General features: G+C 72.5%; 19 protein-coding genes. 8 read left to right on the top strand and 11 right to left on the bottom strand.

The window, feature by feature from the left end; all coding sequences use genetic code 11:
• The first annotated feature begins 228 nt into the window (after positions 1–228).
• A complete protein-coding gene (locus ACWIX3_RS16110; protein WP_448608350.1) occupies positions 229–930 on the top strand; it encodes a hypothetical protein in 702 nt (233 codons plus the stop codon).
• Between the two features lie 646 nt (positions 931–1576).
• On the opposite strand, the gene ACWIX3_RS16105 is transcribed toward ACWIX3_RS16110, so the two are convergent.
• The 3 genes from ACWIX3_RS16105 to ACWIX3_RS16095 all read right to left on the bottom strand — a co-directional run bounded on the left by ACWIX3_RS16105 (position 1577) and on the right by ACWIX3_RS16095 (position 5733).
• The gene (locus ACWIX3_RS16105) at positions 1577–3478 is read right to left on the bottom strand and encodes an acyl CoA:acetate/3-ketoacid CoA transferase (protein WP_448608349.1); all 1902 of its coding nucleotides are present in this window, start codon (positions 3476–3478) and stop codon (positions 1577–1579) included.
• A gap of 13 nt (positions 3479–3491) precedes the next feature.
• Positions 3492–4856, bottom strand: coding sequence for an MFS transporter (locus ACWIX3_RS16100; RefSeq protein ID WP_448608348.1), 1365 nt, complete (start codon positions 4854–4856; stop codon positions 3492–3494).
• Between the two features lie 661 nt (positions 4857–5517).
• The gene (locus ACWIX3_RS16095; RefSeq protein WP_448608347.1) at positions 5518–5733 is read right to left on the bottom strand and encodes a hypothetical protein; all 216 of its coding nucleotides are present in this window, start codon (positions 5731–5733) and stop codon (positions 5518–5520) included.
• Positions 5734–5977: 244 nt separating this feature from the next.
• Here ACWIX3_RS16095 and ACWIX3_RS16090 point away from each other — a divergent pair, with 244 nt between their 5' ends.
• A complete protein-coding gene (locus tag ACWIX3_RS16090; protein WP_448608346.1) occupies positions 5978–6385 on the top strand; it encodes a hypothetical protein in 408 nt (135 codons plus the stop codon).
• Positions 6386–7073: 688 nt separating this feature from the next.
• Here the strand turns inward: ACWIX3_RS16090 and ACWIX3_RS16085 are convergent.
• From ACWIX3_RS16085 to ACWIX3_RS16070, 4 genes are all read right to left on the bottom strand, one after another.
• Complete coding sequence (locus tag ACWIX3_RS16085; protein WP_448608345.1) at positions 7074–8351, bottom strand: benzoate/H(+) symporter BenE family transporter; 1278 nt, start codon at positions 8349–8351, stop codon at positions 7074–7076.
• 61 nt (positions 8352–8412) lie between these two features.
• Positions 8413–8871 carry a universal stress protein gene (locus tag ACWIX3_RS16080; RefSeq protein ID WP_448608344.1) on the bottom strand — a complete coding sequence of 153 codons (459 nt, stop codon included), beginning with the start codon at positions 8869–8871 and terminating at the stop codon, positions 8413–8415.
• A gap of 75 nt (positions 8872–8946) precedes the next feature.
• Positions 8947–10353, bottom strand: a complete 1407-nt coding sequence (locus tag ACWIX3_RS16075) for an MFS transporter (protein ID WP_448608343.1) — start codon at positions 10351–10353, stop codon at positions 8947–8949.
• Positions 10354–10500: 147 nt separating this feature from the next.
• Positions 10501–10842: a cupin domain-containing protein gene (locus tag ACWIX3_RS16070; RefSeq protein ID WP_448608342.1), complete on the bottom strand. Its 342-nt coding sequence runs from the start codon at positions 10840–10842 to the stop codon at positions 10501–10503.
• A 380-nt stretch (positions 10843–11222) separates the two neighbouring features.
• Between ACWIX3_RS16070 and catA the strand changes: the two genes are divergently transcribed.
• From catA to ACWIX3_RS16050, 4 genes are all read left to right on the top strand, one after another.
• Complete coding sequence (gene catA, locus ACWIX3_RS16065) at positions 11223–12092, top strand: catechol 1,2-dioxygenase (RefSeq protein WP_448608341.1); 870 nt, start codon at positions 11223–11225, stop codon at positions 12090–12092.
• Positions 12093–12128: 36 nt separating this feature from the next.
• Entirely contained in the window at positions 12129–12416 is a 288-nt protein-coding gene (gene catC, locus ACWIX3_RS16060; protein ID WP_448608340.1) for a muconolactone Delta-isomerase, read from the top strand.
• A gap of 261 nt (positions 12417–12677) precedes the next feature.
• On the top strand, positions 12678–13430 hold the full coding sequence (locus tag ACWIX3_RS16055; RefSeq protein ID WP_448612479.1) for an alpha/beta fold hydrolase: 753 nt from the start codon (positions 12678–12680) through the stop codon (positions 13428–13430).
• A gap of 12 nt (positions 13431–13442) precedes the next feature.
• A complete protein-coding gene (locus tag ACWIX3_RS16050; RefSeq protein WP_448608339.1) occupies positions 13443–14273 on the top strand; it encodes a CoA transferase subunit A in 831 nt (276 codons plus the stop codon).
• Between the two features lie 22 nt (positions 14274–14295).
• Here the strand turns inward: ACWIX3_RS16050 and ACWIX3_RS16045 are convergent, their stop codons facing one another.
• The 4 genes from ACWIX3_RS16045 to benA all read right to left on the bottom strand — a co-directional run bounded on the left by ACWIX3_RS16045 (position 14296) and on the right by benA (position 21856).
• Positions 14296–17106: a LuxR C-terminal-related transcriptional regulator gene (locus ACWIX3_RS16045; RefSeq protein WP_448608338.1), complete on the bottom strand. Its 2811-nt coding sequence runs from the start codon at positions 17104–17106 to the stop codon at positions 14296–14298.
• Positions 17090–19849, bottom strand: coding sequence for a benzoate 1,2-dioxygenase electron transfer component BenC (gene benC, locus ACWIX3_RS16040; protein WP_448608337.1), 2760 nt, complete (start codon positions 19847–19849; stop codon positions 17090–17092). Before benC ends, ACWIX3_RS16045 begins: the two co-directional genes overlap by 17 nt.
• 76 nt (positions 19850–19925) lie before the next feature.
• The gene (gene benB / locus ACWIX3_RS16035; protein WP_448608336.1) at positions 19926–20474 is read right to left on the bottom strand and encodes a benzoate 1,2-dioxygenase small subunit; all 549 of its coding nucleotides are present in this window, start codon (positions 20472–20474) and stop codon (positions 19926–19928) included.
• A 5-nt stretch (positions 20475–20479) separates the two neighbouring features.
• Positions 20480–21856 carry a benzoate 1,2-dioxygenase large subunit gene (gene benA, locus ACWIX3_RS16030; RefSeq protein ID WP_448608335.1) on the bottom strand — a complete coding sequence of 459 codons (1377 nt, stop codon included), beginning with the start codon at positions 21854–21856 and terminating at the stop codon, positions 20480–20482.
• Between the two features lie 230 nt (positions 21857–22086).
• Between benA and ACWIX3_RS16025 the strand changes: the two genes are divergently transcribed.
• Both ACWIX3_RS16025 and ACWIX3_RS16020 read left to right on the top strand, forming a co-directional pair.
• Positions 22087–23031 carry a LysR substrate-binding domain-containing protein gene (locus tag ACWIX3_RS16025; protein WP_448608334.1) on the top strand — a complete coding sequence of 315 codons (945 nt, stop codon included), beginning with the start codon at positions 22087–22089 and terminating at the stop codon, positions 23029–23031.
• Positions 23028–24131 (top strand): mandelate racemase/muconate lactonizing enzyme family protein, encoded by a 1104-nt coding sequence (locus ACWIX3_RS16020; RefSeq protein WP_448608333.1) that lies wholly within the window; start codon positions 23028–23030, stop codon positions 24129–24131. Before ACWIX3_RS16025 ends, ACWIX3_RS16020 begins: the two co-directional genes overlap by 4 nt.
• Positions 24132–24138: the final 7 nt, after the last annotated feature.

The raw sequence follows: 24138 nt of genomic DNA, 5'->3' as shown, positions 1-24138 counted from the left end.
GGCCGCCCTCACCGGATGGCCTGCGCGGACAGACCTACTGGACCGCGACGCCGACCAGGGCTCCTCAGCAGTCGGTGACCCGGAGCACGAGCCGGGCACCGTCATCCCCCTTCCGGAGCGGCCCGCTGGCATCCTCCATGGGTCGCCAACGGACAGGAGACCGAGATGACCAGCGGTTTCACCTTCCCCAAGCCGGAGTTCGACATCGAGTCGACCGTCGAGCGTGCGATGGCGCTGATCAACCGGACTCTCCAACCCTCCCTCGAGGAGGCTCAGCAGGTCGTCGACAAGGTCCGTGCGGGCAAGCCCCTGGTCGCACCGGTGGACCTGGTCGGCCAGGTGACGCGCGGAAACCGGATCAGGGCAGCGCGAGCGGTCTCCTACTCCCTGCCGTCGATCCTCCCGGGTTACGGGACGGTGATCTCGGCTGCCGCACTCCCGGTCGCGTTGCGGGAGGTCCTGAAGGAGGCGGTGAGCGCGGCGATCAAGGTCGGACTGCTCTACGGCAGAGATCTCACCGACCCTGAACTGACCCGCATCGCCGTCCTCCTGGTCCTCACGGACGGAGCGGTCGAGCTCGACAAGACCGGGCGGATCCGTCCCGACGCGATCCTGGGACCCCACGCGTCGCTGTTGGGACGAGCCGCTTCGTACGACGCTCTGGCGGCGCTGACGGCGGAGGAGCGGAGGGAGGTCGCGGCCTCACAGTCGGAGATCCTCCGGGCATGGGCACTGGCGGTCGGACCGCCGCTCCTGGCCGGGCTGTTGCCCTTCGGCTTGGGCCCGATGGCCGCCGCGAACTACGTGCAACACGTCCTGAAGGGCATCATCACTGCCGCCGCGAGGGTCTTCGGGCCCGCCACACCAGCGCCCGTGACCGTCGAAGAACTCCCAGCACGTGAGGTCCAGCAGGACCGTCCCGGATCCTGAGCCCGGCACGTCGGCTGGTGTCGTTCGCGCTGGTCCCGGGTCACGAACCCGTGATCCGGGGCGCCACGTCGCGCTCGAGGTCGACGAAGCCGCTGCTCGGGCACCCGGAGGCCGAGGAGCTCGAGCCCCCTACCTCCACACTGCCAGGGAGGCGGGAAGGGTTCACGGTGGTTCGCCGGAGTACACACGTGCAGGTCGGTCCGGAAGGACTCCCGCGAACGTCAGTGGACGCAGTTCCTCGGCCACCACGGTGGCGCCAGGACGAGGAGCGCGTTCGCATCAGGACGCATCACGTGCGCGGCGTCCCCGGACCTGACGGGCCGTTGAGCCGATCGGGCCACCGGAGTAGAGATCGGGCACACCGCCGCCCCGGGAGGCTGCCATGAGTCGCAGGCACCGTCTGCTCCGTTCCGCGATCGCGGCTGCCGCAGTCGCCGCGGCCGGCCTGCTCACCAGATCGATGGTGAAGGCCGTCAGTGCTCCCGAGGACGGAACGAGGTAGGGCTCCCCGGAGGACCCACCGAGGGAGCTCCCCGGATCCCTGCTGGACCAGTCGCTCAGTCCGATCTGCGGCGGCTCGTGGGGAACGCCCCCGACTCGATGGTCAGCGGGCCCGCGTGCGCGACCACAGCGGTGGAGAACGCGCTCAGCGAGGTCGCTCGCTGAAGTTGGCGTAGAGGTCGTGCTCGGTGAACTCCCGGCCCAACTGGCGGCGGAAGAACGCGTTGGTCGAGTAGCGGGTGGAGGAGAGGAAGAAGCGATCCTCGTTGCTCCTGACCATGGCGAAGAAGGGGTCCGCCGCGTCAGGGCCGAGGTCGAAGTTGTCGTAGTTGACGACCACGTGCACCCGCCGGTCGAGCGCGGAGAACCGGCGGTCGAGCTCCCCGGCCAGGTCGTCGGCGTCCTGCGCCGTCACCAGCCGCAGCCCCTCGAAGTTGACGTAGACGGTGTCGGTGGCCGCGTCGAACCGGAAACGCTCATCCATCTCGACGGGACGCCGGTCGCGCAGCCCCATCGGCCGGTCCCGGAAGATCGCCGCGTCCATCGCGCACAGGTCGTCGCCGATGACGGGAGCGACGTCCATGTGGGCCAGCACGTCCCGTTCCACGTCGACGCCCGGGGCGACCTCGACCAGCTCGAGGCCCCGCTCGGTCAGACGCAGGACGCACCGCTCCGTGACGTAGTGGACGCACTGTCCGCGCTCCGCAGCCAGGCGTCCGTTGAAAGTCACCTGCCCGACCCGGTCGCGGAACTTCGCGACCGCGCCGGTGTCGTCGACGACCAGCGCGCCGTCGCGAACCGCCACCCGGGAGCGGGCGGTGAACGTGCCGAGGAAGAAGACCGCCTTGGCGTTCTGGCTGATGTTGATGAAGCCGCCCGCACCGGCGACCCGGCGACCGAACCGGCTGACGTTGACGTTCCCCTCCCCATCGGCCTCGGCCATGCCCAGGAAGGCCTGGTCCAGCCCGCCGCCGTCGTAGAAGTCGAACTGGTACGGCTGGTCGATGATCGCCTGCGGGTTGGTGACGGCGCCGAAGCTCAGCCCGCCGGCCGGGATGCCACCGACACCGCCGGGCTCGACGGTCAGCGTGATCAGGTCGAGGATCCGCTCCTCGGCAGCCACCGCCGCCACCCCCTCGGGGATGCCGATCCCGAGGTTCACCACCGCGTTGGTCGACAGGAACATCGCGGCGCGACGGGCGATCACCTTGCGCGCGTCGAGGGGCATCGGGGCCAGCCCGGTGCTGGGTGCGGTTATCTCCCCCGTGTAGGCGGGGTTGTGTGCTTCGGCGAAGGTCTGACCGTGGTTGGCGGGCTGCGCGACGACGACCGCGTCGACCAGGACGCCGGGGACCTTCACCTCGCGCGGGCTCAGGGTCCGGTGCTCGGTGACCCGCTCGACCTGCACGATCACCACGCCACCGGAGTTCTTGGCCGCCTGCGCCATCGACAGCACCTCGAGGGTGAGCGCCTCCCGCTCCATGGTGATGTTGCCCTCGGGGTCGGCCGTCGTCCCGCGCAGCAGGGCCACGTGCACCGGCTGCGCGGGGAAGAACAGGTGCTCCTCCCCACGCAGCGTCACCAGCTCGACCAGTTGCTCCCTGGTGCACTCGTTCATCCGACCGCCTCCGTGGCGCGGGTCGACGAACGTGCCGAGCCCGACCTTGGTGACCACGCCCGGGCGCCCGCCGGCGATCTCCCGGAACAGGTGGCTGATCACGCCCTGCGGCCAGCAGTACGCCTCGATGCGGTCGTCGAGAGCGAGCACGCCGAGGCTCGGCACGAGCCCCCAGTGCCCGCCGATGACCCGGCGCACCATGCCGTCGGCACCGAAGTGGTTCAGCCCGCGTGCGCCGCCGTCGCCCTGGCCCGCCGCGTAGACCAGGGTGAGGTCCCGCGGCGAGCCGGTGGCCTCGAACCGCCGTTCCAGCGCGAGCGCCAGCTCCTCGGCGAACCCGACGCCGACGAACCCGCCGGTGGCGACGGTGTCGCCGTCGAGGACGATCTGCGCCGCGGCATCGGCCGAGATGACCTTGTTGCGCTGCACCGGATGGCGGGGCTCAGCGCCGGCCGGAGCCGACCAGCCTCCGGTCGGCGGCGGGGTCCCGCGTCAGGTCGCTGCGCGCGGTCTCCCGGCTGAGCACGACGGCGATCACCGTGAGCACCGCGGCACCGGCGAGGTACAGCGAGATCGGCAGGGAACTGCCGTACTCGATCAGCAGCGCCGTGGCGATGATCGGCGCCAGGCTGCCCGCCACGATCGAGGACACCTGGCCGGCCACCGACAGGCCGCTGTAGCGCACCTGGGTGGAGAACAGCTCGGAGAAGAACGACGCCTGCGGCCCGTACATCGCCCCGTGGAAGACCAGGCCGACCGTGCCGGCGAGCGCAAGGAGCAGGAACGACTGCGAGTCGTACAGGACGAAGAAGACGAAGCCCCACACCCCGACGCCCACGGCCCCCACCAGGTAAACCGGCCGGCGGCCGAACTTGTCGGACAGAGCACCCATCGCGGGGATGGCGGCGAAGTGGATCGCGGAGGCGATGAGCGCCGCGTTCAGCGCCGTGCCCTGGGAGACGCCCGCCTCACCGGTGGCGTAGGCCAGCGCGAACGCGGTGAAGATGTAGTAGCCGATGTTCTCCGCCAGGCGGGCGCCGATGGCCAGGATGATCTCCCGGGGGTACTCGCGCAGGACCTGGACGACGGGCAGCTTGGGAGCCTCCTCCGCCTTGGCGGACTGCTCGCGGGCGGCCCGGAAGACCGGCGACTCCTCGATCGAGACCCGGATCCAGAGACCCACGCCCACCAGCACCGCGCTGAGCAGGAACGGGATGCGCCAGCCCCAGGACTCGAACTGCTGCTCGGTGGTGAACGCCGAGACCAGCGCGAGGACGGCGACGGCGAGGAGGTTGCCCGCCGGCGCACCGGCCTGCGGCCAGGAGGCCCAGTACCCACGGCGCTCCGGCGTGCCGTACTCGGCGGCCATCAGCACCGCCCCGCCCCACTCGCCACCGAGGGCGAAGCCCTGCACCAGCCGGAGCAGGATCAGCAGGATCGGCGCCCAGACGCCGATCGCCCCGTAGGTCGGCAGCAGGCCGATGAGGAACGTCGCGCCGCCCATCAGCATCAGCGTGATGACCAGCATCTGCTTGCGGCCGACCTTGTCGCCGAAGTGGCCGAAGACGATGCCTCCGATCGGCCGGGCCGCGAAGCCCACGGCGTACGTGGCGAACGCGAGCAGCGTGCCCACGAGCGGGTCGAAGTCGGGGAAGAACAGCGTGTTGAAGACCAGCGCGGCGGCCGAGCCGTAGAGGAAGAAGTCGTACCACTCCACGGTGGTGCCGACGAGGCTGGCGCCGACGACCTTGACGATGGGCGTGCGCGACCCCGGCGGGACGGCGGCTTCCTGGTGAGACCTGGACAAGGCTCATCCCCTCTGCGTGTGCAGGATCTGTTGAGGTTCGGGACGTCTCCGGCCGAGGGACGGGAGCCCCGTGGCGATCGAGCCGGCCGCCCGCTCACGGGCGGCCGGCTCAGCGTTCGGGACCGGTGCAGCGGCACGAGAGGTGACCGGACGACAGGCCACAGGTCCTGCGCAGGACACTGGGCACGGTCCCCGCGAAGGCCCTCGTGCAGGTGGCCGTCGGCGGTACGCGGCTCGGCGACGCACCGGGACGGGCAGGGCCCACGGACGACGGTGCAGATCCACGGTCACCCCCTCGCTGCCCGAACTCCGGGCACAGCATCCTCGGGTTGCGGCACATCGGCGAGTTGCGGGCGTTCCCGGTCCGTGGCCGGCGCCGGCCGTGGAGGGAGGAACGCCGGCGAGGGAGGCCGCACACCCCAGGGGGCGGGCGCTGCGAGGTGACCAGCACCGTCCGCGCACCGGCACGGCCCCAGGAACGACTCAGGCCGCCCTCCCTGCGAGGGAACGGCCCGGTCGACGGGGTGGCGCTGAGCGCACTCGAACCCCTGACCCGCACACCGCCAGGCCGGTTGCCTCCGCTCGTGCAGTCCTGAGCACTCGACGCCGTGGTGAACGAGCCGCAGCGCGACGCCCTCCGCCCCGAGGCCGCGGATGACGCTCAGGGGGCCGGCGGAGCCATTTCGTCCCGCAGCAGCCGCAACAGACGTGCCTCCGTCTCGGGGGTCAGCTCCGGCACGGTGACCGGCCCGTCGTGCCCCGCGCGATCCGCCAGCCACCGGGCGAACGTCAGCAGCAGCTCATCCCGATCCAACCGCTCGCGCACGATCCGCGCCCGCTCCACCCGGTCGGCGTCGGTGAACCACCGGATCGTCACGGCCCCGAGGCTGCACCCACCAGGCCCGGCCGGACAACCGGTGGAGGCGTACACGTGGCGTGGTCCGCCTTCGGTGATGCTCCGCAGCTGCTCCCGGCGCCGTAGCGGGCATGCTGGCTCCCCGGCCGGAGTGGAGCCCCGACCGGCGACCGGGACCCCCGCTGCGCCGTCCCCGAGAGCGCCCTCGGGGCGAGCCTGCGGTGGGTCCCCGAGCGGCCCGCTCAGGGGGAGGTGGCTGCCGCTGATGGCCCTTCGTCGCCGGCGCGAGGCCGCTCGCCACCAGTTCGCGAAGATCTGGGATGAGATCGGCGGCGAGGGAGGGGACCCCCTGCACCGTTGCACACTCGCGCACGCGATGGCCGATGTGCAGGACGACGTGCGCGACGAGCTGGTCTGGGACCAACGAGCGCTGGCCGCTGCCGACCTGATCACCGATGCGCGGGCGGCGCAGGCCGGGGTGACGCTTCCGGTGGCCGGGTTGTACCCGTCGTTGCACCTGAACGTGAGCGAGTGCTATCGCAAGCTGGGCGATCTGGCCCGTGCTCGCGAGCACCTCCAGCAGGCGCAGGCCGCGATCGGCGTCCTCGGCGACGACGGGTACGGACGCTTGGTCAGGGCCGGCCTGGAGCAGGTGGCCGAGCGGCTGCGCTGAGGCGTCCCTCCCGTCCGCGGGTGTTCCTGGAGCCGCCCTCACGACGAGCCTGCTCGGTGTCCCATGACGGCCCACTCCGGGCAGCACTGCCGGCTGGCACCCTCGGGCTGAGGGCGGATCTCCCGGATGTCACGGCGGCCGACGATCCCGCCCAGGCCGCAGTCCACCGCCCACGGATCGCCGAGCCCCACCGTCCAGTGCTGCAGCCGGGCCCCGGGAGACGTCGTGCCGCCCCGGCAGGTGGCTCGTCACGAAGCCGGCGACCATGTCGTTGCCGACCACAGGTGCCGGCACGACGAACACCCCCTCGTTGTGCCAGCGCCGTCGCTGGTCCCGCTGAGCGGTGAGTCGTCGGTCCCGTGCGAGCCGACCGGCGGGATCGTCCCCTCGTGGGTGCCGGGGGTCCACCTCCTCGGCCGCCGCCGCTGCCGACGGACCCGCTCAACTCTTTGGGTCGCCGCGAGGTGCCGGATGGCCCGGGCCCGGTCGGGTCCGGTCCTCGCGGACTCCGGCACGGCCCCGGCGGCCAGGCGTGTCCCGTCCCGGCAGCCGCGCTGGTCGAGGACGCGGTGGCCATGGGCCCTGTCGTCCACCTCGGCGGCGAGGTCCGCGGCGGACAGGTCGCAGCCGTCGTCGCGAGGCCGGGGGTCGGCACCCGGCAGCGGTGGCCGACCACCGGGACCGGCGCTCAGCTCCGGGCGGAGGAGGAGTCCGGGCGCTCCAGCAGCCCGGAGACGGCCAGCCCGGCGAGCAGACCCCAGAAGGCGGCCCCGACGTTCACGACCGTCACGTCGGCGACGGTCACCACGAAGGTGACGAGGGCGCCGAGGGTGAAGCGTGTGCTGAACGCCGCGACGAAGGACGCCTGCAGCACCCGCAGCAGGGCCAGGCCACCGAGCGTGGCGATGAAGGCCGGCGGCATGGCCAGCATGGCGCTGGTGAACAGCGGCGCGAACAGGCCGAACAGCATGGCCAGCAGGCCGCAGGCGATCCCGGCGGTGTACTGCCGGGAGCGTTCCCCCGATGCCGAGAGCAGGGCGTTCGTCGGCCCGGTGAGGCAGGTCGACACCGTGCCCACCGCCGCGGTGAGCAGCGACCAGACGCCGCAGACGACGGTGACGGCGTTGATCGGCGGGCTGTGTCCGACGGAGCGCAGCACCGCGATGCCCTGGCCGTTCTGCACCACCAGCACGGTGATGGCCAGCGGCACGACCAGCTCCAGCATCGCCTGCAGCGACCACTCGGGGACCTGGAGCACCGGCGCGGCGAACCACTCCGCCCCGGCTCCGGTGGGGTGGAACCGCCCGGACACCACCACCGTCACCGCCCCGACGATCAGCGCCCCGATGATCGGGGGGATCCGTCGCCCCAGCCCCGGCAGCGCGCTGAGCAGCAGGAAGGTCAGGACCATGGGCGCGGCGATCCCGACGTCGTCGTGCAAGGAGCGCACCAGGTCGGTGCCGAATCGCAGGAAGATCCCGGCGACCATGGCCATCACGATCGGCATCGGGACGACCGCCATGGCCCGGCGCACCCACCCGCTCACCCCGAGCAGGAGGACGAGCAGGCCTGTGGCGAAGAAGGCGCCGACCACCTGCGGCCAGGTGAGGTGGGTCAGGGCCGGCCCGACGAGCACGGTGCCCGGGATCGTCCAGAAGAAGGCCAGCGGCTGCCGGTAGAGCCAGCACGCCACGACGGTGAGGACGCCGTTGAGGAAGAAGGCGCCGAAGATCCACGAAGCCAGCTCTTCCTCGGCCAGCCCGCCCTGCGCGCCCACTGCCAGGATCACCGCGACCGGACCGGTGGCCGCGAAGACCACGCCGATGAGGCCGTTGGCAGCGTAGACCCCACCGGCGTCCCGCAGGAGCCGGCGCAGGCCGGGCAGGGGCCGGATGGGGCGCTCGATCAGGTGCTCACGCACCGCCGCTCCGGCGACGGCGTTCCCACCGGCGCGCTGGGATCGCATGTGCTCCGCTCCGTCTGGTCGCTGCGCGGGCCGGTCATGGGGACCGACCAGCGGGGAACCCCTACCGCCGCGGCTGCTGGGGTGGCCGGGCCAGCAGGATCGAGTAGGGCGGGTGGTGGTGGATCACCCGCTCCGCGGTCCGGGATCCGCGGTGGTGCTGGTGCCCGAGGACGAGGAGGTCCACGTCGAGTTGCTCGGCCCGCTGCAGGATGACGTCGGCGGCGTCGTGCTCCGTGGCGACGACGATCTCCCCGTGGGCGTCGATGCCTGCGGCGCAGAGCCCGTCGACCAGTTGCTGCACCGCGGCCCGGTCGGCGTCCTCGGGGTCGTCCTCGGCGGCCCAGACGCCGAGGCGCGCCGAACCGCCGGTGATGTCCTCCGGGATGATGTGCCCCCGCGCCACGTGGAGCACGTGCACGGTGGCCCCGGTCAGCGTGCCGATCTGCTCGGTGCGCCGGATCGCGGAGGCGTTCTCCTCCGAGGGGTGCGCATCGATCGCGACGAGGATCCGCTCATACACCGCTGCTCGCCTCCCTGCAGGAGTCGCAGATCGACCGACCGGCTGCTCTCGCGGGCAGGTGCGCCCGACCGGCGCTCATCGCCCGGCGGAGGGCTGCGCTGCGACGGTGGGCTCCACCGGCACGGTCCTGGCCGCGACCGCCCCCCGCGCCACGGGGACCAGCAGGGTGAGCAGTGCACCGAAGGCCGCCAGCCCGGTGAGCACGTAGAAGATGGACTCCAGCGCGAGCCCCGCGGCCACAAGGAGGCCGCCGACCAGAGGGCCTGCGACACCCCCCAGGCGCCCGAAGCCGGCGCACCACGCGACACCGGCGCTGCGCACGTTGGTGCGGTAGTAGTTGGCCACGAACCCGTAGATCAGGATCTGGGTGCCGCTCGTCCCCGCCCCGACGACCGCGACGAAGAGCAGGAGCAGCGCGAGTGGAGCGTCGACGGTGAGCAGCGCCAGGGCGATCGCCCCGATCAGGAACGACCCGGCGACCACCAGCTTGGGACCGAACCGGTCGGCGAGCCGGGACGCCACCAGGGCCGCGAGGACCGCCCCGCCGTTGAGCACCAGGAGGAAGGACAACGATCCCTGGGTCGAGTACCCCGCGCGGCCCATGAGCTCGGGCAGCCAGGTGTTCAGCACGTAGACGAGGATCAGGCCGGTGGCGCTCATGAGTCCCAGCACCAGCGTGGGGAACCAGTACTGCCGCCCGAACAGGCCCGCGAAGCCTGCCCGCTCGCGCCGGGCCGGCGCCGTGGCGTTCCCGGGAGCGGGGCTGGACGTCGCGATGATCGGCACGCCGGTGCGTTCGGAGATCCTCCGGGCCTCCTCCAGCCGACCGCGGGACGCGAGCCAGCTGGGCGACTCCGGCATCAGGAAGAAGGCCAGCGGCAGGAGGGTCACCAACGGGAGCGCGCCGATCCAGAACATGCCGCGCCAGCCGATCTGCCCCAGCAGCAGGATCGCCAGCAGCGCGGCCAGCAGGCTCCCGACCGGCACACCGGAGTAGGTGATGGCGTTGGCGAGGTTCTTCTTGCCCGGCGGCGCGTACTCCGCGACGAGGGCGCCGGTGGTGGCGACCAGGGCCCCGACGCCGATGCCGGTCAGGAAGCGCATGAGCCCGAATCCGCCGACGCTGTTCATCAGCGCGGTCGCGCCCATGCCGACGCTGAACCACGCATACGCCGTCAGCATGACCTTCCGGCGGCCGACGATGTCGGCGACGCTGCCGGCGAGCAGGGCGCCGACCAGTACGCCGAACAGCGCGTAGCTGCCCAGTGCCCCGGCGACGGGGGGCGTGACCTGCCCTATGTGGCCGGGATCGGCGAGGAACAGCGGGACGACGGTGCCGTAGACGACCAGGTCGTACCCGTCGAAGACGAGACCGAGGGTGGCCAGCGCGACGACCCAGACCACGGTTCGCCGGCGCCGGGCCTCTTGTTCCGGGGTCGGCTCGGTGACGGCGTCCGATGAGCTACCGGTGGCGGTTGACATTGCGGACCTCCTGGGAGGTGCTGGTGCGGCCGAACACGTGCCGCGGGCACCGCATCCGGCACCGCGGGGCCCTGCGGGGGCCGGGGTCCTGCCTCCCCGACGGACACGGGGTGACTGGAGCAGGTCGTGGGGCGGGGTGGCGGTGGGTCAGTCCTCGTCAGGCGACTCGGGCGGCGCGAACACCACCATGAGGTGGAGGTCCTCCCTGATGTCGACGAAGCGGTGGTCCTCGCCGTGGTCGACGGAGACCACGCTGCCCGGGCCGACCTCCACCTCGTGATCGCGGATCCGCAACGTTCCACGCCCGCGCAGGACGAGGTACATCTCGTCCGCGGCGTGGGGGTGCTGCCGGTCCTCGGCGCCGACCGGGAGGCGGTACAGCCCGACGGACATGCCCAGTCGCCGCAGGAACTCGCGGTACGGCTGGTCGGACTCGCTCAGCTCCCGCTCGAGGTCCTCGAGCCGGAACGCCTGGAAGGACGCGGTCACCACTCCTCCTCATCTCCTCGGATCACGGGACGCACCGCCCCGGGACCAGAGGAGTTCACGGTGGATCAGTGAGATCGGCCCGCCGCCTCGATCCCGGCGCGCATCGTGACCTCCGGACCTGGCCACTGCAGCGTAGAGGCGTTGCCACGCATTGGCGGCTCCATCCGTGGCTTGGACGGAGGTCCAGCACAATGGCCACGCATTCAGACGGGAAGAGCGGCCCGAAACGGCTGAAGGCCTGGCCGAGGGCCGATCGGGACCTCGATGGCTGGACGGCCGCCCACCGTGTCGTCCACGATGGCACGACTCCATTACGGAATAGCAGGCCCGGCCCATGACGCGCGGTCGGAGTACCGCGCTGACATCCGAGGAGCACGGTCATGACCGACACTCAGCAGAGCCCCACCGCGGCCGGTTCGGGGGCCAGCGCGACCGAGTCGTTCCTGACGAACGAGATGTACCAGGCCGCCCGCCAGGTGCCCCCGGAGCGGGTCGACGCGGTGGTCCGAGCGGTCCTGGACGGCGTGCACGCGGCCATCCGGGAGCACAAGGTCACCTATCCGGAGTTCCAGGCCGCCAAGGCCTGGATGATCGAGGTCGGCGAGGGCGGCGAGTGGCCACTGTTCCTCGACGTCTTCGTCGAACACGTCGTCGAGGAGGTACAGGCCGAGACCCAGCAGGGCACCAAGGGCACCATCCTGGGCCCCTACTACCTGCCCGGCCAGAAACGGGTCCCCTCCCCGGCCACCCTGCCCATGCGCGAGGACGAGAAGGGCAGCCCGCTGATCTTCGCCGGCCAGGTCCGCGACGTGGACGGCAACCCCATAGCCGGCGCCGAGATCGACATCTGGCACGCCGACGACGACGGCTACTACTCCGGTTTCGCCCCGCACCTGCCCGAGGGCAACCTGCGCGCTCTGGTCGTGGCCGACGACGAGGGCCGGTTCGAGATCCGCACCATCCAGCCCGCGCCCTACCAGATCCCGACCGACGGCCCGACCGGCAAGCTGATCGAGGCCGCCGGCTGGCACCCGTGGCGCCCGGCCCACCTGCACCTGATCGTCAGCGCTCCTGGCCACCGGGCCATCACCACCCAGCTGTACTTCACCGGCGGCGAGTGGCTCGACAGCGACGTCGCCTCCGCGGTCAAGCCCGAGCTCATCCTGGACCCGCAGGACGCCGGCGACGGCACGAATCGCGTCGAGTACGACTTCGTCCTCGAGCGCGACGAGGCAGCGGCCGCCGCCTGAAGAGGGACCCCGTCCCGGTCCTCGAGGAGCTCCAGCATGCTGTTCCACGTCCGCATGGACGTCGCCATCCCCCGCGACCTCGACCCCGACGAGCGCACCCGGCTCGTGACCACCGAGAAGGCCCGGGCACTGGAACTGCAGCGCCAGGGCACCTGGGTGCACCTGTGGCGGGTGGTCGGCCAGTACAGCAACATCAGCGTGTTCGACGTCGCCTCGAGCGACGAGCTGCACGACATCCTGTGGAACCTGCCGCTCTTCCCCTTCATGACCGTCCAGGTCACCCCGCTCACCGAGCACCCGTCGGCACTGTCGGCGAACCCGTGAGCTCGGCGAGGAGCGGCTGCGGCGGCCGGCGGACGTCGAGTCGGTCCGGACCTCCGACGCCATCCACCGCCGCGCTCGACGACGGCGACCGGCCCGCGCTGGTCGCGTGTCCGCCGAGGACGGCGTCCCCGACGGGCCCAGCCGGGTCGGAGGGCTCCACGAGCTGCTCGCCTCACCCGGCGGCCCGGCGGACGCCGGGATGACCGTCCCGCCTGCAGCGCCGCCATCTCCGGGGGGGGGACAGCCGCGTGACGGCACGAACTGCACGCCGTCGAGGACGGCCCGGCCGATGCCCCCGTGCTCGTCCTCGGCCCGTCGCTGGGCACTGACACCGGCCTGTTCGACCCCCACGTCGCCGAGTTCGCCCGCACCCACCGGGTGATCCGGTACGACCTGCGGGGGCACGGCGGTTCCGAGGTCGTGCCCGGTCCGTGCACGGTCGCCGACCTCGCCGGGGACGTGCTGGCGCTGCTGGCCTCGTGGGGAGTGGAGCGGTCCTCCTATGCCGGCGTCTCCATCGGCGGCGCCATCGGCCAGCACCTCGCGCTCACCGTCCCCGGCCGGCTGGAGAGGCTGGCGATCATCGCCTCCGCCGCGCAGTTCGCCGATCCGCCGTCGTGGGCGGTGCACGCAGCGCAGGTGCGAGAGCAGGGCACCGAGATCCTCGTGCCCTCGCGGACCGGGACCTGGTTCACCGCCGAGTGGGCCGAGGAGGAACCGGCCGCGACCGAGCGGCTGCTGGGCATGCTCCGGGCCACCCCCGCGGAGGGCTACGCCTCCTGCTGCGAGGCGATCGGCGCCTTCGACGTCCGCGACCGGCTCGGCGACGTCACCGCCCCGACGCTGGCCGTCGCCGGCGCCGAGGACCCGGCGACCACTGTCGAGATGGTCCGGCTGCTCGCCGACGGCATCCCGGACAGCGCGTTCGTCGTCGTCGCCGGAGCCGCCCACCTGCCGACCGCCACGCACCCCGTAGCGGTGAACGCCGCACTGCGGCACCACGTCGGCGACTGAAGGAGGCCGTCCGTGGACAAGGTCGTCGCGAGCGCGCGGGAGGCCGTCGCCGACATCCCCGACGGCGCGGTGCTGGCGGTGGGTGGGTTCGGGTTGTGCGGGGTGCCCTTCGCCTCGATCGACGCGCTGCTGGAGCAGGGCCGGCGGGACCTCACCACGATCTCCGACAACTGCGGCGTCGAGGACCGGGCGCTCGGGGTGCTGCTGTACGCCGGCCGGATCCGCACGACGATCAGCTCCTTCGTCGGGGGCAGCAAGGAGGTCGCCCGCCTCTACCTGTCCGGGGACCTGGAGGTGGAGCTGACCCCGCAGGGGACCCTGGCCGAGCGGCTGCGCGCCGGTGGGGTCGGCATCCCGGCCTTCTACACGCCCACCGGCGTGGGCACGATGGTCGCCGACGGCGGCATCCCGGTCTGCTACGACGCCGAGGGCACCGTCGTGGGGACCTCCCGGCCCAAGGAGGTCCGCGAGTTCGACGGCCGGCAGTACGTGCCGGAGGCCGCGCTGACCGCCGACTTCGGCCTGGTCCGCGCCGCGGTCGGTGACCGGCACGGCAACCTGGTGTTCCACGGGTCGGCGGCCAACGTCAACCCGCTGGCGGGCTTGGCCGGGCGGGTGGCCATCGCCGGGGTCGAGGAGCTCGTCGGACCCGGCGAGATCCGGCCCGAGGACGTGCACCTGCCCGGGGTCTTCGTCGACCGCGTGGTCGTCGTCGGCGCCGTGCGCAAGGAGATCGAGAAGCGCACCACCCGTCCGCGCACCGACCGCTCCCCTGCGCCGGCCGCCGTCGGGGAGGAGGCCGGCACCGCTCCCGCAGGTGGTGCCCGAGCGCGTCGCCCGTGACGGGCTCGTCGCCCCGGAGGCCTCATCCCCGGGCGGCTTCGCGTGAGGATCGCGCGGCGAGCTCGGCACGGGACCGGACGCCGAGCTTGGCGTAGACCCGGGTGAGGTGGAACTGGACGGTCTTGACCGACAACAGCATCGACTCAGCCACCTCCTTGTTGGTCAGGCCCCTCGCGACGAGGGCGGCGACGGTCCGCTCCTGCTCGGTGAGGTGCTCGGTGCCGGCCTCCGCCCCTCGTGGTGCGGGGCGACCGGTCTTGAGTTCCCGGTCGCAGCGCTCCACGTAGACCCGCGCACCGAGCGCGGCGAAGGACTGGCGTGCCGTGGCGAGCAGCGCGGCGGCGTCCCGGCGCCGGCCGGCGCGGCGCAGGGTGATGCCGTGGGCGAAGTCCACGCGAGCGCGCTCGTACGGCAGTGGCAGCGCAGCCAGCCGGGCCCGCGCCTCCTCGAAGGCGGCCTCCGCGCGGACGAGGTCACCGCGTCCGGCCAGCAGCCGGCCACGGACGTAACCGAGCCGGGCGCTCGCGGAGCGGTGCCCCCGCAGGTGCACCGTCGCCTCGAGCGGGGCGAGGAAGTCCTCGGCCTCGGAGAGCCGGTTGGTCACGACGAGGGCGTTGGCGTAGACGTCGTGCCAGGGCCAGAACCCGGGTTCGTCGAGCCCGCCCCGCGGCTCCCGGGTGGCGAGTGGGGCGAGGTGACGGACGACCGCGGAGTAGTCCGACGCCGCCTCGGCGACGTGCGCCCGCGCGAGCAGCGCGGGGACGGTCATGACCGTGTAGTCCTGCTCCCCCGCCCCGCCCAGCTGCAGGTGCCGCTCCGCGATCTCCGGCTCACCGCGCAGGGCCCGGATCTGCGCGCCGGTCCAGTGGACGAGGGGCCGCAGGAGCTCCAGCCCCGTGGCGGCGAGCAGGACCTCCGCCTGGCCGACCGCGTCCAGCGCCCCGGACCAGTCCCCGAGCGCGAAGCGGGTGCGGGCCAGCCACACCAGAGCCCACAGCGAGATGCGGTTGGAGCCGGCCTGCCGGGCGGTGGGGACGGCGAACTCCAGCTCGCGTCGGGCCGCCTCGGGATCGTCCTGGGCCAGGTGCAGCCAGCCCAGGCCCATGCGCCCCCGCTGGTGCTGGGGTCCGGTCGGGCTCTCGGCCAGGGCATGCCGGTAGGCGGTGAACGCCGCGGCGACGTCGCCGCGGGCGGCGTGACCGAGGCCGACGATCGCGCGCGACTCCACCGCGGCGGGCGACCCGGGCTCGGCGTGCTCGACCGCTCGGCCGGCCCACCGGACCAGCGCCTCACCGTCCCAGTCGGCCAGGGCGTGCAACACGTGCCGTTGGCACACCACCGCGGCGGCGCGCCGGTCCGGGCCACGACGGCGCCAGGCGGCGTCGAGGTGGGTGGCGGCCTCGGCCCGGCGGCCACGCTGGATGGCGACGTAGGCCAGGACCGCGTCCCGGCGGGGGCCGGGGGGCAGCGCCTCCAGCTCGGGGAGGGCGTCGACGGCCTGACCGATGAGGCCGGCTCCGGCCAGCGCGTCGACGGCCTGGATGAGGCGCTCCTCCCGGTCGGCGCGGGTGGGGCTGATCCGGCTGGCGTCGATGAGCGCGCCGGCGACGACCGCCCACGCCCCCTCGTCGGCCTTGCGCCGGGCGAGCTCCACGAGTTCGTCCGCGAGGTGGGCGTCCGGGAGAGGGGCCGCCTCGACCCGGTGGCGGAGCCGCTCGGTGTCGTCGGTGACCACGGCGGCCGCTCGCAGGTGCAGGTCGTGCCGTGCACGCGGCGAGAGCGTGGCGTGGACGGCGCCGCGGATGAACCGCTCCGGGAAGTCGAGCGCATCCAGGCCGTGGCCGGCGGCGGTCACCAGGAGGCCGGCGGCACAGGCCTCGTCGAGAGCGGCGATCGGGTCGGTGAGCCCGGCCAGGATCGCGGCGTCGGCGAGCACGGCGTTCCGGCCGAGCACGGCCGCGGCCTCCACCAGCGCCCGGGCCTCCGGGGAGCAGCGCTCGAGCGCCTGCTGCACGCGGCGCCGGATGCTGGCCGGCGCGGGCAGCCGGGTCTGCCAGTCCGACCAGCGGCCCGGTGGGGTGTCGCGGAGCAGCTCCAGGAGGTGACCGGGGATCCCGGCGGTGTGCTCGCAGAGTCGCCGGGCGACGGGCATCGGGAGGTCGACCGCCGCCACCCGCGCGGCGAGCAGACGGGTCTCGGCCGGCCCGAGCCGCGACACGGGGACGGAGGTGGCCGCGAGCCGGTCGAGGACGGCGCCGGCCCCGGGGTCGCCGGTGTCCGGCCACCCGGTGGTCCGGGCGAGCAGCAGCACGACCGGCTCCCGGTGGACGCGCGCGACCGCGGAGGCGATCGCCCGCAGCGAGACGGGGTCCGCGCAGTCGGCGTCGTCGACGACGACCAGCAGCGGCTCCTCCCTGGCCCGGGCCTCCCACCGGCGGGCGAGCGCGATGCCCAGGTCGACCGGGTCGTTGCCGTCCGGCCCCGGCGGAGTGCCCCCGGGGTGGTCGTCGAGCAGCCGTCGGGCGAGCGCACCGGCCCGGGAGCTCTCCCACGGCAGCCCGGTGGCCGACGTCGTCGGCAGCCCCGGGTGCCGGCGGAGGAACCGGCGCAGGAGGGTGGTCTTGCCGCTCCCGGCCGGGCCCTCGACGAGGGCGACCACCGGCCCGTCCGCGGAGGCCCGGTCGAGCAGTGTCTCGAGCCGCGCCGTCTCGGTGGCCAGCCCGACGACGTGCAGCTCCTCACCGCTCGGGCCCTCGCCGGCACCGTGGGCCCGGGAGGCCGGGTGCTCCCCCGTCGTGGGCCGCCCGGTCAGCGGTTCAACCGAGGTCGCCACCGGCCACCGGCAGGATGGTCCCGGTGATGTAGGAGGCCTCCTCCGACGCCAGGAAGGTGATGGCGGCGGCCTGCTCGTCCAGGGACCCGTACCGCTTCAGCAACGAGGACTCGACCGTCTGGTCGACGATCGTCCGGTACCAGTCCTGCTCCTGCTCGGTCTGGGGCGCCGGCCCGCGCGGGGTGCGGCGCGGCGGGGCGTCGGTCCCGCCGGGAGCGGTGGCGACGACGCGCACGCCGTGCGGGGCCATCTCGAGGGCCAGCGCGGTGGTGATGGCGTTGACCCCGCCCTTGGCCGCGGCGTACGGGAGGCGGTTGACCCCCCGGGTGGCCACCGACGACACGTTGACGATGGTGCCCTGCCCCCGCTGGACCATGTGCGGCGCGACGGCGCGGCAGCACCACAGCGTCGGCCACAGGGACCGGTTGATCTCGGCCTGGATCTGGTCGGGCGGGTAGTGCTCGAACGGCTTGGCCCAGATCGTGCCGCCGACGGTGTGGATGGCGACGTCGATGCGGCCGAACCGCTGCAGCGCGGCGTCCACGACCGACTTCGCGCCCTCCCAGGTCTCCAGGTCCGCGACGACGGGGAGCGCCTCGGCCCCGGGCTGCCCGAGCTCCCCGGCCAGGTCGCGCACCAGCTCGGCCCGGTCGGCCAGCACCAGCGTCCCGCCCTCGGCGCTGATCCGCCGTGCCGTGCGCTCACCGATCCCCTGACCGGCACCGGTGACCAGGACCACCTGGCCGGCGAACCTGCCAGGCGTGACGAACCGGGGACGGCGTCCCGCGGCGAGGTCGTGCATGGCCCGGCGGGTGGTCTCCTTCGACCGTTCCGCGTGCTCGGAGATGAGGATCCGTGCCCGCTCGCGGTCGCCGTCCCGGAAGGCCTCGACGATGTCGAGGTGGTCCTGCGCACACCGGGGATGGCACCAGGTGGCCGAGCGGAGGGCCTCCTCCATGTGCCCCTTGACGCCGAGCGCCTGGTAGGCGCGCAGGAGGTGCTCGTTCCCGGTGAGGGTGAACAGGTAGTCGTGGAAGGCGGCGTTGGTCTCGGTGTACGCCGCCGCGTCGACGAACCGGTCACCCTCGACGTAGGGCACGGTGGCCTCGGCCAGTATCCGGTAGCCGACGAGTTGCTGGTGCGTCAGGCGACCGATGGTCAGCTCGAGCGCGCCCAGCTCCAGCGCCCGGCGGGCGTCGAAGATGGCGTCGGACTCGTGCACCGACGGGTGCTCCTCACCGATCTCGTACCCGTCGCCCGTGATCGAGTAGCCGCCGGCGGTCAACGCCGGCTCGATCTCCGCGTCCGACCGATCCGCGTCCGGCTGAGCGACCGGTGCCTCGGGCGCCGGCGGGGTGAGCTGCTCCAGCGCCACCTCGGGCAGCATCTCCTGGCCGGCGACGGCGCGGGCGCCGACGGCGAGCACGAGGTCGTCGGCGTCGTCCACGGGGAGGACGTCTCCGGTGGGGAACGGCTCCCCCACCTGCTGTCCCGCCAACCGCCACAACTCCGCCGGCGACTCGGCACGCGGCCCGGCCGCGTCGGCGCCGAGCGGGCGCAGCTCGACCGGCGGGAACAGGGCCTGGCCGGCCGACGTCCGGCCCTCCCGGCCGCCCAGGGCCAGCAGCTCGGCGACGGTGTCCGGGACGACGAGCGGCACCGGCGGCGGCTCGGGAGCCACCGCCTCGGACTCCGGCACGACCGCCCCGGGCTCGGGTTCGGCGACCTCCTCGGCGACCTCGGTCGGGACCGCGGCCAGGGCGAACTTCTCGTAGTAGAAGCCCGACGGGGCAACGCCCAGCCCGGCGACGTGCCCGCGGACCGCCTCGACCATGGCCGGCGGGCCGCAGAGGTACACCGCGGCGTCGCCGTCGTGCAGGTGCTCGGGTCCGTAGAGTCCGGTGACGTAGCCCTGGTTGGGGGCCTTGGTCGCGGGGTCGGCGACGCAGTAGTCCCAGGTGAGCCCGTCGATGGCGCCCGCCAGTTGCTCGATGGTCTCCAACTCGACCAGGTCGTCGTCGGTCGTGACCCCGTAGACGAGGTGCATCTGCCGGTCGCTGCGGTTGCCCTCCAGCGTCCGCAGGATGGCCAGGACCGGCGCCAGCCCGGTCCCGCCTGCCAGGAGCAGCAGCGGGGCGTCGGACTCGCGCAGGAAGAAGCTCCCGTGCGGTCCGGTGAAGGTGATCTCCTCACCGACCTCGGCCCGCTCCTCCAGGTAGGTCGACATGACGCCGCCGGGCGTCAGCTTGACCAGGAAGGTCAGCTCCTTGTCCTGCGGAGCGCTGCTGAAGGAGTACGACCGGGACTCCTCGGTGCCCGGGACGGCGATGTTGACGTACTGCCCGGGGAGGAACGCCAGGGAGTCCCGGTCGTCGATCTCGACGGTCAGCCCGACGGTCGTCGGGGAGAGCCGGTCCAGCACGGTGATGCGACCGCGGTGCGTGGCGGCGCTGGTCTTGGCCACCGCGGAGGTGGTCGCGATCTGCAGCACCAGGTCCGAGCGCGGCTTCATGCTGCAGGTCAGCACGTACCCGCTCTCGGCCTCGTCGTCCGACAGCGCGTCCTCGAGGAAGCCGCCCATGTCGAACTCGCCCGACTCGCAGAAGGCCTTGCAGGTGCCGCAGACGCCGTCACGGCAGTCCAGCGGGATGTTGATCCGCGACCGGTAGGACGCGTCGGCGACGGTCTGGTCGTCCCGGCAGGTGATGAAGCGGGTGACCCCGTCCTCGAACGCGAGTGCCACGCGATGGTCCATGGGAACTTCTCCGTACTTCGGAGGAACAGCAGCTAGGAGGAGAACAGCCTGGTGGAGCCGCTGCTCAGAGGTGGTAGACGTCGACGACGTGGTGGATGTAGTCGTTCTTCAGCACCACGGTCTTGCGCCGGATGAGCGGCGCGGGCCCCGAGAAGTCGATCGTGTAGAACGACGTCCCGTAGTACGGGTCGACGGTCTTGTACCGGAAGTACATCGTGTGCCAGTTGAACCGGATGTCGACCAGGTCGCCGCGGCGCTCGATGACCTCCACGTTGGTGATGTTGTGGCTGGTGCGCGGTTCGGGCAGCGACGTCGCGCTGGAGCGCTCGGTGCGGATCCGGAAGACGCGGTCCTCCAGGCCACCCTTGTTCGAGTAGTAGATGAGCGACATCTCCCGGTGCGGGTCCTCGGTGAGCCGGTCGTCGTCGGCCCACGACGGCATCCAGAAGACGACGTCGTCGGCGTAGCACTCCAACCACTTCTCGAACTCGCGGTCGTCGAGGTAGCGGGCCTCGCGGTACAGGAACTGCTCGATCATGTTCTGGGTGATGAGCTTCCCGCCCGCGGGAGCCCCCTCCGCCGGGGTGTGCAGGGGGTTCTGCAGCGTGGTCATGGGGATCAGCCCTTCGTGGTCGCGGCGGCCGCGCCGGCCTGCTTCTCGACTGCGGCGCGCATGGTCTGCAGCCAGTAGCCGTGCTGGATCGGGTACAGCCCCTCGTCCTCGTTGCGCTGCCCCGCGGAGATGACGCCGTCCATGCCGAGGGACTTGGCGACCTCGTCCGGCCCGTTGAGCCAGTGCTCGGCACCGCGGCTCATGTCGTTCCAGGGCGCGGCGGTGGCCCGGAAGGTGAGCTGGCAGGAGCGGAACTCCTCCAGGTCGTCGGGGGTGGCCATGCCGGAGGCGTTGAAGAAGTCCTCGTACTGGCGGATCCGGTGCTCACGGGCCTCGGCGCTCTCGCCCTTCGGCGCGATGCAGTAGATGGTGACCTCTGTCTGCTCGGGCGAGATCGGCCGGAAGTGCCGGATCTGGGTGCTGAACTGGTCCATCAGGTAGACGTTCGGGTAGAGGCACAGGTTGCGGGAGCCCTTGACCATGAACTCGCCCTTGGCGTCGCCGAACTGGGCCTTGAGCTCGTCCAGGCGGTCCCACAGCGGGCGGTCCTGCGGGTTGGCCGCCCACGTCCACAGGCACAGGTGTCCGTTCGGGTAGGACCAGTAGCCGCCGCCGGACTTGCCCCAGCCGCCGGCGTCCAGCGCCTTGGTGGTGTTCTTCGACTCGCCGGTGCTGCGCCGCGAGGTCGTGGCCGCGTAGTTCCAGTGGGTGGCGCTGACGTGGTAGCCGTCGGCGCCGTTCTCCGCCTGGACCTTCCAGTTGCCGTCGTAGGTGTAGGTGGAGGCGCCGCGCAGCACCTCCAGCCCCTCCGGCGACTGGTCGACGAGCATGTCGATCACCGTGGTGGTGTCACCGAGGTGCTCGGCGAGCGTGCTCACGTCGGGGTTGACGCTGCCGAAGAGGAACCCGCGGTAGCTGTCGAACCGCGCGACGTTGACCAGGTCGTGCGAGCCGTCCTGGTTGAAGCTGGCCGGGTAGCCGGCGCCCTCGGGGTCCTTGACCTTGAGCAGCTTGCCGTCGTTGCGGAACGTCCAGCCGTGGAAGGGGCAGGTCAACGTCATCCGGTTGTCCGTCTTGCGGCGACAGAGCATGGCGCCGCGGTGCGCACAGGCGTTGATGAGGCAGTGCAGCTCGCCGTTCTTGTCGCGGGTGATGACGACGGGCTGACGGCCGATGAAGGTCGTGAAGTAGTCCCCCGGGTTCGGGACCTGGCTCTCGTGCGCGAGGTAGACCCAGTTGCCCTCGAAGATGTGGGTCATCTCCAGCTCGAAGATCTCCTCGTCGGTGAAGATCCGACGGTTGGCGCGGTAGATCCCGGCCGACGGGTCGTCGATGACGGCGTCGGAGAGGACGTCGCGGAGCTGGGTGGATTCGACTGTCATGGCGGACCTCCGGTCCAGGGGGCGGTGGGTCGAGTGCGCTGCACCCCACTGTGGGTGGCGCGAGTCACGTCCGCGTCAGCAATCTGCCTAGTCCTGACCAGGGACTTACCCAGACGCTCCGGATCTGGATCGAGCGCCATTCGGTCTTTGTCCATACATGGCAACCGGCCCTACGTTGGGTGAATCACAGCATCCGCCTGGGGCCCGGACCGATCAACGGAGGAGGGCACGTGGAGATCCGCCAGCTGCACTACTTCGTCACCGTGGCCCGGACCCGTCACTTCGGGCGGGCTGCCGAACGTCTGCACATGGCCCAGTCCCCGCTGTCCCAGGCCATCCGGCAGCTCGAGACCCAGCTCGGAGTCACCCTGTTCACGCGGACGACGCGACGGGTCGAGCTGACCCCCGCCGGCGAGGCCCTCCTGCAGGATGCCGAGCGCATCCTCGACTCGATCGAGGCGGCGCAGACCCGGGTGCGCCTGGTCGGCGCCGGCAACACCGGCCTGCTCCGCGTCGGGTCGACGGGGCTGGCAGCGCTCCGCCGGCTGCCCCAGCTGGCCCGGATCGCCGCCCGGGAGGTACCCGGCCTGGTGCTGCGGTTCCAGCCCGACATGCTCACCCCGGCGCAGGAGGCCGCGCTCGAGGAGGACCGGATCGACCTCGCCGTGCTCCGGCCACCGCTGCGCCGCGCGGGGCTGTCCTCCCGGCTGATCACCCGGGAGCGCGTACTCCTCGCCGTACCCCGTAGCCACCGTCTCGCTGGTGAGGAGCCGGTCGCGCTCGCCGAACTGCGGGACGAGGACTTCGTCGTCTACGGCGTCCCCGACTCGGTCGTCGACATCGTCGTGACCCAGGCCTGTCTGGCTGCCGGCTTCCTGCCCCGGCGCACCCACCAGGCCGCCGAGACCTCGATCGTGCTCACGCTCGTCGCCGCCGGTCTCGGGGTGGCGCTGCTCCCCGAGTCGGCCCGGGCCCTCAACGTGGAGGGCGTCCAGCTCGTGCCCGTGGCCGACGACGTGCACATCGACCTGGCCCTCGCCTGGCGCAGCGCCGACCCCTCGCCTGCCCTCGCCCGGCTGCTGGATGCGCTGGAGGCCAACGGCTTCATCGCATCCGACGTGGCCTTCCCCGCGCCGCCCGCACCGGATCCCGTCCCCCTCGGAGGAGCCCGATGAAGATCACCAGGATCGAGGCGATCCCCTTCGCGATCCCGTACCGCAAGCCCCTGCGGTTCGCCAGCGGTGAGGTGCACGTCGCCGACCACGTGCTGGTGCGCGTGCACACCCAGGACGGCGTGATCGGCGTCGCCGAGGCGCCGCCGCGGCCGTACACCTACGGCGAGACCCAGGAGTCCATCGTCGCGGTGGTCGAGAAGCTCTTCACCCCGGAACTGGTCGGCCTGACCCTGCTCGAGCGCGAGACCGTCCACGCCCGGATGGATCGGACCGTCGGCAACCCGGCCGCCAAGGCGGCCGTGGACATGGCGATGTGGGACGCCCTGGGTCGCACGCTCGGTCTCGGCGTCTCGGACCTGCTGGGCGGCTGGACCGACCGGATGCGGGTGTCCCACATGGTCGGGTTCGCGCCCGACGCCGAGATGGTCGCCGAGGCCGAACGGGTCCGCGACACCTACGGCATCCGCGTGTTCAAGGTGAAGGTGGGCCGGCGTCCGGTGGAGCTCGACGTCGGCGCCTGCCGGGCGCTGCGGGCGGCCCTCGGGCCGGACGTTGAGCTGTACGTGGACGGCAACCGCGGCTGGACGCCGTCCGAGGCAGCGCGCGCCCTCCGCGCGATGGCCGACCTCGATCTGACGCTGTCCGAGGAGCTCTGCCCGGCCGACGACGTGCTCGGGCGCCGCTGGCTCACTGCACGGACCACGATGCCGACCGTCGCCGACGAGAGCGCCACGACGCCCGGCGAGGTGACCCGGGAGCTGCTCGGCGGGTCGGCGACCGCGATCAGCATCAAGACGGCCCGTACCGGCTTCAGCACCTCGCAGCGCATCCTGCACCAGTGCGAGGGCCTCGGCGTCGAGGTCGTCATGGGCAACCAGATCGACGGCCAGATCGGCACCGCCTGCAGCGTCGCCTTCGGTGCTGCCCACCGCAGCTCCTCGCGCCGGGCCGGCGAACTCTCCAACTTCCTGGACATGAGCGACGACCTGCTCACCGAGCCGCTGGAGATCTCCGGCGGTGAGCTCGCCGTCCGTCCCGGAGCGGGGATCGGCATCGACGTCGACCCCGACAAGCTCGCGCACTACCGCCTGGACCGCTGAACCGCCT

This window comes from Geodermatophilus sp. URMC 60, from assembly GCF_053502585.1.
This window is presented reverse-complemented; position numbering and strand designations above follow the sequence as displayed.